Annotated in this window: 10 protein-coding genes and 1 riboswitch; of the genes, 5 read left to right on the top strand and 5 right to left on the bottom strand. The window is 70.9% G+C overall.

The window, feature by feature from the left end; all coding sequences use genetic code 11:
• Positions 1-106: 106 nt before the first annotated feature.
• From metE to aceA, 4 genes are all read right to left on the bottom strand, one after another.
• A complete protein-coding gene (metE, locus tag AC0680_RS12240) occupies positions 107-2,425 on the bottom strand; it encodes a 5-methyltetrahydropteroyltriglutamate--homocysteine S-methyltransferase (RefSeq protein ID WP_478627313.1) in 2,319 nt (772 codons plus the stop codon).
• Between the two features lie 165 nt (positions 2,426-2,590).
• Positions 2,591-2,812: riboswitch (cobalamin riboswitch) on the bottom strand.
• 193 nt (positions 2,813-3,005) lie between these two features.
• Entirely contained in the window at positions 3,006-3,875 is an 870-nt protein-coding gene (locus AC0680_RS12235; protein WP_478627311.1) for a 3-hydroxybutyryl-CoA dehydrogenase, read from the bottom strand.
• Positions 3,872-5,470, bottom strand: a complete 1,599-nt coding sequence (gene aceB, locus AC0680_RS12230) for a malate synthase A (protein WP_478627310.1) — start codon at positions 5,468-5,470, stop codon at positions 3,872-3,874. Before aceB ends, AC0680_RS12235 begins: the two co-directional genes overlap by 4 nt.
• Positions 5,471-5,585: 115 nt before the next feature.
• Positions 5,586-6,869, bottom strand: coding sequence for an isocitrate lyase (aceA, locus tag AC0680_RS12225; protein WP_478627308.1), 1,284 nt, complete (start codon positions 6,867-6,869; stop codon positions 5,586-5,588).
• Positions 6,870-7,323: 454 nt separating this feature from the next.
• Here aceA and AC0680_RS12220 point away from each other — a divergent pair, with 454 nt between their 5' ends.
• The 3 genes from AC0680_RS12220 (at position 7,324) to AC0680_RS12210 (ending at position 10,115) form a co-directional block, all read left to right on the top strand.
• Entirely contained in the window at positions 7,324-8,094 is a 771-nt protein-coding gene (locus AC0680_RS12220; protein WP_478627306.1) for a DUF817 domain-containing protein, read from the top strand.
• 137 nt (positions 8,095-8,231) lie between these two features.
• A complete protein-coding gene (locus tag AC0680_RS12215) occupies positions 8,232-9,509 on the top strand; it encodes an MFS transporter (RefSeq protein ID WP_478627304.1) in 1,278 nt (425 codons plus the stop codon).
• A 48-nt stretch (positions 9,510-9,557) separates the two neighbouring features.
• Positions 9,558-10,115, top strand: coding sequence for a DinB family protein (locus AC0680_RS12210; protein ID WP_478627301.1), 558 nt, complete (start codon positions 9,558-9,560; stop codon positions 10,113-10,115).
• A gap of 84 nt (positions 10,116-10,199) precedes the next feature.
• Here the strand turns inward: AC0680_RS12210 and AC0680_RS12205 are convergent, their stop codons facing one another.
• Positions 10,200-10,733 (bottom strand): NTPase, encoded by a 534-nt coding sequence (locus AC0680_RS12205; RefSeq protein ID WP_478627298.1) that lies wholly within the window; start codon positions 10,731-10,733, stop codon positions 10,200-10,202.
• Positions 10,734-10,855: 122 nt separating this feature from the next.
• On the opposite strand from AC0680_RS12205, the gene AC0680_RS12200 reads away from it, so the two are divergent.
• A complete protein-coding gene (locus AC0680_RS12200; RefSeq protein ID WP_478627295.1) occupies positions 10,856-11,308 on the top strand; it encodes a YbhB/YbcL family Raf kinase inhibitor-like protein in 453 nt (150 codons plus the stop codon).
• A gap of 35 nt (positions 11,309-11,343) precedes the next feature.
• Entirely contained in the window at positions 11,344-11,643 is a 300-nt protein-coding gene (locus tag AC0680_RS12195; RefSeq protein WP_478627292.1) for a hypothetical protein, read from the top strand.
• Positions 11,644-11,842: the final 199 nt, after the last annotated feature.

Below are 11,842 nucleotides of genomic sequence, written 5' to 3'. Positions count from 1 at the left end.
AGTTCCCGTGCTCGGCCGGGGAGGCCCGCCGCGCAGGAGGACTGCCCCTCGGCGTCGGTGTCGGGGCCGGGGCACCCGTGGCCCCGGCCCCTCGGGAGCCGTCCGGTCAGGACGCGGGCAGCTCACCGCGGACGGTGCGGGCCGCGGCCACCAGGTTCTCCAGGGAAGCCCGGGTCTCGGGCCAGCCCCGGGTCTTCAGACCGCAGTCGGGGTTCACCCACAGCCGCTCGGCGGGGATGGCCTTCAGTCCGGTGCGCAGCAGTTCGGCCGCCTCCTGCGGACTCGGCACGCGTGGTGAGTGGATGTCGTACACGCCGGGCCCGGCCTCGCGCGGATAGCCGTGGGCGGCCAGTTCGCGGGCGACCTGCATGTGGGAACGGGCGGCCTCCAGGCTGATGACGTCGGCGTCGAGGTCGTCGATGGCCTGGACGATGTCGCCGAACTCGGCGTAGCACATGTGGGTGTGGATCTGGGTGTCCGGGCGGACGCCGCTGGTGGTGATCCGGAACGCCTCCGTGGCCCAGGCCAGGTAGGCGGGGCGGTCACCGGTGCGCAGCGGCAGGGTCTCGCGCAGCGCCGGCTCGTCCACCTGGATGACGGATGTGCCGGCCGCCTCCAGGTCGCCCACCTCGTCGCGCAGGGCCAGGGCGACCTGGCGGGCGGTGTCGCCCAGGGGCTGGTCGTCGCGGACGAAGGACCAGGCGAGCATGGTGACCGGGCCGGTCAGCATGCCCTTGACCGGGCGGTCGGTGAGGGACTGGGCGTAGGCCGTCCAACGCACCGTCATCGGCTCGGGGCGGGAGATGTCGCCGGCCAGGATCGGCGGGCGGACGTAGCGGGTGCCGTAGGACTGGACCCAGCCGTGCTGTGTGGCGAGGTAGCCGGTGAGCTGTTCGGCGAAGTACTGGACCATGTCGTTGCGTTCGGCCTCGCCGTGGACGAGGACGTCCAGACCGGCCTTCTCCTGGAAGGCGAGCACCTCCTGGATCTCGGCCTTGATCCGCTCCTCGTACCCGGCCGTGTCGATCCGGCCCGCGCGCAGGTCGGCCCGTGCGGTGCGCAGTTCGCCGGTCTGCGGGAAGGAGCCGATGGTCGTGGTCGGCAGCAACGGCAGGCGCAGGTGGGCGCGTTGGGCCGTGGTCCGTTCGGCGTAGGGCTGCGAGCGGCGGGCGTCGCTCTCGGTGATCGCGGCGGTCCGGGTGCGGACGGCCGGGTCGTGGGTGATGGGGGAGTGGGCCCGGGAAGCCAGGGCGGCCCGGTTCGCGGCCAGTTGGGCGGTGATGGCGCCGGTGCCGCGGGTCAGGCCCTTGGCGAGGGTGACGATCTCGGCCGTCTTCTGACGGGCGAACGCGAGCCAGCGCAGGACCTGCGGTTCGATGTCCCGCTCGGCCGCCGCGTCGAGGGGCACGTGCAGCAGTGAGCAGGAGGCCGACACATCGACCCGGTCGGCCAGGCCGAGGAGGGTGCCGAGCGTGGCGAGGGACTTCTCCAGGTCGTTGACCCAGATGTTGCGGCCGTTGACGACGCCGGCGACCAGTCGCCTGCCCGGCAGTCCGCCGACGGCCGCAAGCGCCTCCAGGTTGGCGGCGGCGGCTTCGGTGAAGTCCAGCGCGAGCCCCTCGACCGGAGCCTTGGCCAGTACGGGCAGGGCATCGCCCAGGCGGTCGAAGTAGGAGGCGACGAGCAGCTGGGGCCGGTCGGTGAGGGCGCCGAGTTCGCGGTAGGCGCGGGCGGCGCTGTGGAGCTCGGCCGGGGTGCGGTCCTGGACGAGGGCGGGCTCGTCCAGCTGCACCCACTCGGCACCGGCGGCGCGCAGATCGGCGAGGACCTCGGCGTACACGGGCAGCAGGCGGTCCAGGAGGGTCAGCGGGTCGAAGCCGGCGGCCACGCCGGGCGCGGGCTTGGCCAGCAGCAGATAGGTGACGGGACCGACCAGGACCGGCCGGGCCGTCAGACCCAGTGCCAGGGCCTCCGTCAGCTCGGTCACCTGCTTGGTGGAGTCGGCGGTGAACGTCGTGTCAGGGCCCAACTCGGGCACCAGGTAGTGGTAGTTGGTGTCGAACCACTTGGTCATCTCCAGTGGCGCGACATCCTGCGTGCCACGCGCCATGGCGAAGTAGCCGTCGAGCGGATCGGCCGCGACGGCGGCCCGGTGGCGGTCGGGGATCGCGCCGACCATGACGGTGGTGTCCAGGACGTGGTCGTAGTACGAGAAGTCGCCGGTCGGAACCTCGTCGAGGCCGGCTCCGGCCAGCTGCTGCCAGCTGGTGCGGCGCAGTTCGGCGGCGGTGGCGCGGAGGGCGTCGGCGGTGACGCGGCCCTTCCAGTAGCCCTCGATCGACTTCTTCAGTTCCCGGTCGGGGCCCTGGCGCGGGTAGCCGTACACGGTGGCCCGTGCTGCCGCGGCCGCGGACTTGGTGTTCACGGAGATCTCCTTCGCGAGACGAATCCCTGAGATCCCGGCGACGGGACGAAGGCGCGAAGGGGTGGCAGACCAGGCGGTACGACCTCGCGCGGCATGGCGCGGTGCTCCGCCTGGTGTGTACGCCGACCCGCCCTCGAGGTCACCGGGATGTCCGGATGCGAGTCGTTCGCACCCGGGCAGATGGCAGGTCTTCGGACTCGCGGGCACGTCCTCACGGGGGAGGACACCTAATGGCCGTCGCTTCCCAGGCCCTCTCGTCGGACCCAGTGCGTATGACGGCGGTCGTTCCCGCTCACCGCTGCGGGGCAGTCCCGGATTCCCACCGGGTTCCCTCTTGCGACGCATCCCGCCTGGCGGACGGGGCGAACCAGCTGCACTGGTCAGCCTAAGGGCCGTCCGGTGATGCGGTACGTCCAGGTCGATCATTCGGAAGGTGAGGTGAGACACGCGGTCGGCAGGTGTGAGGCACGACGAGGGCGGGAAACGCCGCACATGCGTTTCCCGCCCTCCTGTGAGCAGCCGCCGGAACCCTCCACCGGCGGTGCGGTCCGGGCCCCTCAGCCCGGCCGGACCAGATCCCTCAGTTCTGGTCGTACTGGTGGAACCCCCGGCCGGCCTTGCGGCCCAGCAGCCCCGCCTCGACCATCCGCTGGAGCAGCGGGGGAGGGGCGTAGAGGGGTTCCTTGAACTCGTCGTAGAGCGACTCGGCGATCGAGGCGACGGTGTCCAGCCCGATCAGGTCGGCGAGTCTGAGCGGCCCCATGGGGTGGGCGCAGCCCAGCTCCATGCCGGTGTCGATGTCCGCTGCGGTGGCGAAGCCCGACTCCGCCATACGGATCGCCGCGAGCAGATACGGGACGAGCAGCGCGTTGACGACGAAGCCGGCCCGGTCCTGGGAGCGCACGACCGTTTTGCCCAGGACGCCGGTGGCGAACTCCGCCACGAGGGTGACCGTTTCCGGGGCCGTGTGCAGGGAGGTCACGATCTCCACCAGCGGCAGCACCGGGACGGGGTTGAAGAAGTGCAGTCCCACGACCCGGTCGGCGCGGCCGGTGGCCATGCCCAGGCGCATGACGGGGAGGGAGGAGGTGTTGGTCGCCAGCACCGCCCCGGGATCCTCGACGATCTTGTCCAGCGCGGCGAACACCTCCGTCTTGGCGTCGGCGTTCTCGACCACGGCCTCGATGACCAACTGCCGGTCGGCCAGGTCCTCCAGGCTGCCGGTGAACCGCAGGCGGGCGAGTGCCCGTCGGGCCGCGGCCGGCTCCAGCTTCCCCCGTTGGACGGCGCGTTCCAGCGAGGCGGCCACCCGCTCCCGCGCGGCCCGGGCGGCCGTGGCGTCGGCCTCACAGACCACGGTGTCGAGACCGGCCCGCGCACACACCTCGGCGATGCCCGCGCCCATCTGGCCGCCGCCGACCACCCCGACGCGCCGGATGCCCGCGCTCATGACCGGGTCTCCCCATTCCGCACGAGGTGGCGGGAGTAGGCGTCCGGAGTGAAGAAGCCCGGCAACTCGCGGGCCAGCGCGTTGCGTTCGAACAGATCCCGCACCGCGTCGAGGTCTGCCCACGGGTACTCGGCGCCGAGCGCGGCGAGTTCCTCGTCGAGCAGCCGCAGGACCGTCTCGCGGTCGACGACCCGGTGGCGCAGCCACTGCCAGATCTGCACGCGGGCGATCTCGGCGGTGGCGGCGTCCTCCATCAGGCCGTACAGGGCGACCGCCCCCTGGCCGCGCAGCCAGGCGGCGAAGTAGCGCAGGGCGACGGCGACGTTGGCGCGTATCCCCTCCGCCGTGGGCGGACCGCTGATGCGGCGCACCGAGAGCAGGTCCGCGGCGCTCACCGCCACGTCGTCGCGGGTACGGTCGATCTGGTGCGGCCGGTCGCCGAGAACGCCGTCGAACACCTCGCGGCACAGGGGGACGAGGCCGGGGTGGGCCACCCAGGAGCCGTCGAAGCCGTCCTCGGCCTCGCGCTCCTTGTCCAGCCGGACCTTGGCCAGCGTCGCCTCGTCGGCGGCCGGGTCTTTGCTCGGCACCCGCGCCGCCATGCCTCCGATCGCAGGGGCGCCCCGCTTGTGGCAGGTGCGCACCAGCAGTTCGGTGTACGCCCGAAGGAAGGGCGCGGTCATGGTCACCTTCGCCCGGTCCGGCAGCAGGAAGCCGGTGCGGTGCCCCAAGGTCTTGATCAGGCTGAACAGGTAGTCCCGGCGGCCGGCGTTGAGGCCGGAGCTGTGCTCGCGCAGCTCGTGGAGGATCTCCTCCATCTCGAAGGCGGCGGTGATCGTCTCGATGAGCACGGTGGCGCGGATCGTGCCGCGGGGGATGCCGAGCAGCTCCTGGGCGAGGACGAACACGTCGTTCCACAGCCGGGCCTCGTAGCGGTTCTCCAGCTTCGGCAGGTAGAAGTACGGGCCGTGGCCGGCGTCGATCTGGCGCTGCGCGCAGTGGAAGAAGTAAAGGCCGAAGTCGACGAGCGCGGCGGGCACCGGTCCGCCGGCGAACTCCAGGTGCCCCTCGTCGAGATGCCAGCCGCGCGGTCGGACGACGATGGTGGCGAGCCGGTCGCGGTCGGCGAGCCGGTACTCCTTGCCGTCGGCACTGGTGAAGTCGATGCGCCGGTCGATGGCGTCGAGCAGGTTCAGCTGGCCGCCGATGACGTTCTCCCAGGTGGGGGCGGTGGCGTCCGCGAAGTCCGCCATCCACACCTGGGCGCCGGAGTTGAGCGCGTTGACCGTCATGCGCCGGTCCGGCGGGCCGGTGATCTCGACGCGGCGGTCGGTCAGGCCCGGAGCCGGCGCGGCCACCCGCCATGACGGGTCGGCGCGCACGGCGGAGGTGACCAGCGGGAAGTCGAGCGGGGAACCGGCGGCCAGGCGCAGGGCCTGCCGACGGCGTTCCTTCAGCAGGTCCTGCCGCCGCTCGGCGAAGGCGGTGGCCAGTTGTCCGAGGAAGTCCAGGGCGGCGGGGGTGAGGATCTCGTCGTGACGGTCGCCCGGGGCGGCGAGGACGCGGACGCGGTGGGCGAGGGCGCTGGTGGTCATCGGGTTCTCCTGCGGGAGGGAGCGGAGCGGGGGTCGGACGGGGACGGTCGTACGACCCCCGCTCGGCCGGGGACGGACCGGACGGCCACCCCGACGGGGCGGCCCGAGGCGTGTCCTAGTGGAACTGCTCCTCCTCCGTGGAGCCGCTCAGGGCCGTGGTGGAGGAGGCGGGGTTGACGGCGGTGGAGACCAGGTCGAAGTAGCCGGTGCCGACCTCGCGCTGGTGCCTGACCGCCGTGAAGCCGTGCGTCTGCGCGGCGAACTCCCGCTCCTGCAGATCGACGTACGCGGTCATGCCGTGCTCGGCGTAGCCGCGCGCCAGGTCGAACATGCCGTGGTTGAGGGAGTGGAAGCCGGCCAGGGTGATGAACTGGAAGCGGTAGCCCATCGCGCCCAGCTCCCGCTGGAACTTGGCGATCTGGTCGTCGTCGAGAGCGGCCTTCCAGTTGAACGACGGCGAGCAGTTGTAGGCCAGCATCTGGTCCGGGTGCGCGGCGTGGATCGCCTCGGCGAACTCGCGGGCCTGCGCCAGGTCCGGGGTGCCGGTCTCCACCCAGATGAGGTCGGCGTACGGTGCGTAGGCCAGGCCACGGGCGATGACCGGAGCCATGCCGTTGCGGACCCGGTAGAAGCCCTCCGCCGTGCGCTCGCCGGTGACGAACTCCGCGTCGCGCTCGTCGACGTCGCTGGTCAGCAGGTTGGCCGCCAGGGCGTCCGTGCGGGCGACGACGAGGGTCGGCACGTCGGCGATGTCGGCCGCGAGGCGGGCCGCGTTGAGGGTCCGGATGTGCTGGGAGGTCGGCACCAGCACCTTCCCGCCGAGGTGGCCGCACTTCTTCTCGGAGGCGAGCTGGTCCTCGTAGTGGATGCCGGCCGCACCGGCCGCGATCATCGCCTTGGTCAGCTCGAAGGCGTTGAGCGGGCCGCCGAATCCGGCCTCCGCGTCGGCGACGATCGGCGCGAGCCAGTCCGTCGTGTCGCCCGCGCCCTCGGCGGTGGCGATCTGGTCGGCGCGCAGCAGCGCGTTGTTGATCCGGCGGACCACCTGGGGCACGGAGTTGGCCGGGTACAGGCTCTGGTCCGGGTAGGTGTGCCCGGCCTGGTTGGCGTCGGCGGCGACCTGCCAGCCGGACAGGTAGATGGCCTGGAGGCCCGCCTTGACCTGCTGGACGGCCTGACCGCCGGTCAGCGCGCCGAGCGCGTGGATGTAGTCCCGCTCGTGCAGCTGCCGCCACAGTCGCTCGGCGCCGCGCCGGGCCAGGGTGTGCTCCTCGCGCACACTGCCGGACAGCCGGATCACGTCGTCGGCGCTGTAGGTGCGCTCGATGCCCCGCCACCGGGGGTCGGTGGCCCAGCGCCGCGCGAGTTCCTCGGCCGCCTGCGTCCTCGCCTCTGCCATGACTGTCACCGTCTCCTCGGTCTGTCTCGTCTGCCAATCTCCGACCTGCGCAAAGGGAGATGGCACTGTGTGTCCTGTGACTGGGGTGCGGCCCGCCGTCATGCCGTGGGCGGAGGTGAGCAACGCTGCCGGTACGCGACCCCGCCGTCGCCGGGATCTCCGACGTCAGGGCATCAATCGCGCCCCGGATCCGAGCGGTGGTCGCCGGTGTCCGGCGGGCCGCGCTCATGACTCTGGCACTGGCACTGAGTGCCATCAATCGTGGACGCCTGCCAACTTCTGCGAATCTTCCCTCCACCATTTGCCAATCTTGCGAAGGGTGTCCGCAGAAGCCGCCGCATGGCCGCGGTACCGCCGCGGTCCCTGGAGCCACCACTGCCCCTGAAACCACCGCGGCCTCGGGAACCGTCATCGCCACTGGAACCACCACAGCCACGGATTCGTCTCCCCAGCTGTGTCCGCGAACGTCGCTCCCCTGACGCAGCTGCTGCTCTTCGCCCGGCTTCAGACCCGATGCTGCGCGTTCGCCGTCGCGCTACTCTCGGGGATGGCGCTGCTGTCCCTGCCGGCCGAGTTGCCGGTGGCCAGGTACGACCTGTTGCTCGGGTATGGACTGCTGCTCACGCTGATCTTCCGCCTCAGCGGATGGGAGACCGGGCGGGATGTCGCCGTCATCGCCGTATGCCACGCGATCGGGCTCGCCTTCGAGTTGGTGAAGGTCGCCCTGGGCTCATGGAGCTATCCGGAATCCGCGGTACTCAAAGTCGCGGGCGTGCCCCTGTACGGGGGCTTCCTCTACGCGGCGGTCGGCAGCTACGTCTGCCGCGCCTGGCGGCTGCTGGACCTGGAACTCGTCGGCTACCGCCCCCGGGCGACCGCGGCGGTCGCCGCGGCGGTCTACGTGAACTTCTTCAGCCACCACTGGCTGCCCGATCTGCGCTGGCCGCTCGCCGCGCTGCTCGTCGCCGTCACCGTCGGTACGTCGGTGAGGTTCAGCGTGGGCAGCGCCCGCTATCGCATGCCGCTGGCGCTCTCCTTCGCGCTGATCGGCTTCTTCCTCTGGCTGGCCGAGAACATCGCCACCTATCTGGGCGCGTGGCGCTACCCCTACCAGCTGCAAGGCTGGCAACCGGTCTCCGCCGACAAGTTCGGCGCCTGGTCGCTTCTGATCAGCGTCACCGTCGTCCTTGTGGCGGCCACCCGCCGGGAACGCGACCCCGGGTAGCGGGAGTTGCCTCACGTCGTACGAAGGGTCGGAGCGGTCTGATGCATGCGGTCTGATGCATATCTCTTGCTCTTGCAAGTAATATGCAACAACCTTGACGGGTCCTTACTGCCCTCCCCGTGACGTGGAGCCTTGTCATGCCCCGCCTGATACCGGACACCGGGCCGCAACGCGTCCTCGCGGCCTCGAACTTCGTCTACACCGTTGGCAGTGGCCTCTATCTGACCGCCGGGGTCCTGTATTTCACCGAGGCGGTTCACCTTCCGGCGGACCAAGTGGGGCTCGGACTGGGTATCGCCGGTCTGGTCGCGCTGGCCCTGGGCGTTGCCGTCGGCCATCTGGCGGACAGACGCGGAGCACGGGGTGTCTATGCGGCCACCCTTGCGGTCCAGGCCCTGGCCACGGCCGGTTTCGTCCTGGCGGACGGCTTCTGGCCGTTCGTACTGGTGGTCTGCGCGGCCGCCGGGGCGAAGGCGGCCGGAATCGCCGCCCGCAGCCCGCTCATCAGGCACTACGGAGGGAGCCGCCCGCAGGAGTTCCGGGCCTACCTGCGCGCGGTGACCAACGTGGGCATCTCCCTCGGTGCCGTGGGAGCGGGATGGGTCGTTCAGGTGGGCACCCTCACCGCCTACCAGCTCCTGGTCATCGGCAACGCGATCGCCTTCGTGGTCTCCGGGGCGTTCTTGGCCTTCCTCCCGCCGGTCGCGCCCCTCCCCAGCACCGGCGGCCGTCGCTGGATCGCTCTTCGGGACGGCCCCTACCTGCTGCTGACCGTCCTCGACGGCATCATGGCCATCCAGTTCAAGGTGCTCACCGTGGCCATCCCGCTCTGGCTGGTCGGTGCCACCACCGCCCCGCACTGGCTCATCTCGGGCACCATGCTCACCGGCACCATCATCGTGGTCGCCTTTCAAGTGCGGGCAAGTCGCCATGTCGATTCTCCCGCCGCCGGTGGAAAGGCCTACCGACGGGCAGGCGTCGCCTTTCTCCTCTCGTGCTCGATGATCTCGCTGTCCGCAGGCATACCGGCGTGGGGCGCGGCAGCCCTGCTCATCACCGCAGTGGTGATCCACACCGTCGGCGAACTATGGCACTCCGCCGCCGGATTCGAGGTGTCCTTCGCCCTCGCCCCGCAGCACGCCACCGGCCAGTACCTGGGCGTGTTCGGTCTCGGTGCCGGACTGGCCGAGGCCCTCGGACCGGGACTGCTCATCTCGCTCTGCATCACCTGGGGCCGCCCCGGGTGGTATGTCGTGGGAACCCTGTTCGCCGTGACAGGCCTGGCGGCGCCGGCCGCTGTCCATTGGGCACAACGCCGCCGGCACCCCGGGCAGACGTACTTCGAACCTCTGCCAGGTGCGCAGCGGAAGCAAGGTCGCCAATGTAGGTCCGAAACCGACCTACATGCTCACTAGCTTGGTCCTGCGAGACGGAACAGGACCACCCACGAAAAGGCGGAGACCATGACTGGCACTGAGCCGACCACCCACACTTCGGCCCGAGCGTCGGCAGCCACCGGCGAGCGCGCGGACCTGTTGGCGATGCTGGCCAAGCAGCGGCACATGCTGCGATTCACCACCCGTGACCTCACCGATGAGCAGGTGGGGCTGCGCACCACCGCCAGTGAGCTGTGCCTGGGCGGACTGATCAAGCACGTCACCTCGGTGGAGCGGAACTGGGTCGACTTCATCCTGGACGGCCCGGCCTCGATGGGCGACTTCACCGCCATGACCGAGGCCGACTGGGCCCGTCGGGCCGACGAGTTCCGCATGCTGCCGGGCGAGACGTTGGCGGGCGTGCTGGACGGCTACGCCGAAGTGGCGCGCCGGACCGACGAACTGGTCGCCACCCTGTCCGATCTGGACGCCACCCAGCCGCTGCCCAAGGCACCGTGGTTCGAGTCCGACGAGCGCTGGTCGGCCCGCCGGGTGCTGATGCACGTCATCTCCGAGACCGCCCAGCACTCCGGCCACGCCGACATCATCCGCGAGTGCCTGGACGGAGCCAAGAGCATGGGCTGACCGCACGCGGCGGACGGTCAGCGGGGGAGCGGGAGGGGCAAGGGGCAAGCCACGGCTGTGCGCAGGCGCGGTCGGTGACGGTCGTCACGGACGCTCCAGCCGGGCTGCCAGATCCACGGGGAGGGCGTCCCGGTTCGCCCGGGTCACCTGGATGAGTTCGATGTCGGCGCGCCGCTTGAGTGCGTCGGTGAACGGGGCGTTCTTCGCATGGACCGTGGCGACGACGTCGATGTCGGACTCGAACAGGCGACGGACGGTGTCCTGGAAATCGGTGCACGCCAGCTCCATACTCCCGAGCTCGTCGATCAGCACCAGCGCTCCGGGAACCGGATTCGCCGCCGCCGACCTGAGCGTGGGCAGCGCTACCCGCTCCATGACGTCCAGGTCCACGCCGTACCGGCCCACCCGCGGCGGCCCCGGGAAGTCGACATGGGCGAGCACGGCTCGCGGACCGCCCGCCAGTGCTTCCAGCGCGAAACCGGACCGGCTGGAGCCCTGCCGGATCTCCTCCGTCGTGAAGCCGACGACCCTGCGGGCGCGCAGGAGCGCGGCCAGGCGGCGGACAACGGTCGTCTTGCCCGCTCCGGGGCGTCCCTCCAGCAGGATTCTCGTCGACATCCGGCGCTCCCTGTCGGTCCGTCTTACGGTTCCCGGCTCCATCGGACGGCGTACTCCGCCAATCGGGGGTTCTGCGGGCCGGGGCCGGTCCCGACCGCCCCGCTTCGGGTATAGCCGCGCGCATGACGGGAATTGAGCTGACGAGCGGCGCGTTCGCCGACCATGAAGAGATCCCTCGACGCCACACCGGGGAGGGCGATGACGTCTCGCCCTCGCTGAGCTGGTCGGCGGTGCCTGACGGTACGTCGGAGCTGGTCCTGCTCTGCGAGGATCCCGACGCACCGGGTGGGTCGTTCCTGCACTGGCTGGTCACCGGTATCGACCCGCTGAGTTCCGGTGCGGCGGAGGGGCAAGCGCCTCCCGGTGGTCAGGAGTGGCCCAATGGATTCGGCCGGGTGGGCTGGGGCGGCCCGATGCCTCCGCCGGGGCACGGGACGCATCGCTACTTCTTCCGCCTGTGGGCCGTGTCGGAGCCACTTCCCCTGCACGGGAAGCCGACCGTCGACGCGGTGCATCGCGCCGTGAAGGGGCGGGAGTTGGCCGGCGGCGTCGTCATGGGCACATACCAACGCTGACCGTCGTCGTAGCCGCTCGCGGGGAGGTTGACGCAATGAACGTCCTGAAGATCGCGTTGGAGGAAGGCTTCAGCGGGCAGCACGTCGTGGTCTCGGTGGACGGGACGGTCGTGCTGGACGAGACCGACGTACGTACCCGGCTGCAGATCGGCCTGGCCCGGTCCGTGGAGGTCCAGGTGCCGGACGGAGGGCACTCGGTCGAGGTCCGGGTCGAGGGAAATCCGCCACTGAGGACCGAGGCCGACGCGCCGGTCACCAAGTCGGTACGGATCAGCCTCTCCGCCGAGGGCAGCCCCGTCGCCGTCACCAGCCGGGACCGCCCCCGCTACCTGTGATGGCCGCGGCCGGGCCCTGGGACGGATCACGATCACGGATGAAGGACGATGACGGACCGGGCCGGTTGCACCGGGCATCCGTCGGGCCGGTTGCACCGGGCATCCGTCGGGTTTTCACTGGCAGTAGAGGCGGTCGGAACGTCGCGACGGCCTCCCCGTAAAGCCTGGGCTCCCTGTGTGGTTCTCAGGCCACAGGACC

The sequence above is a fragment of the Streptomyces sp. NPDC043738 genome, from assembly GCF_056436545.1.
This window is presented reverse-complemented; position numbering and strand designations above follow the sequence as displayed.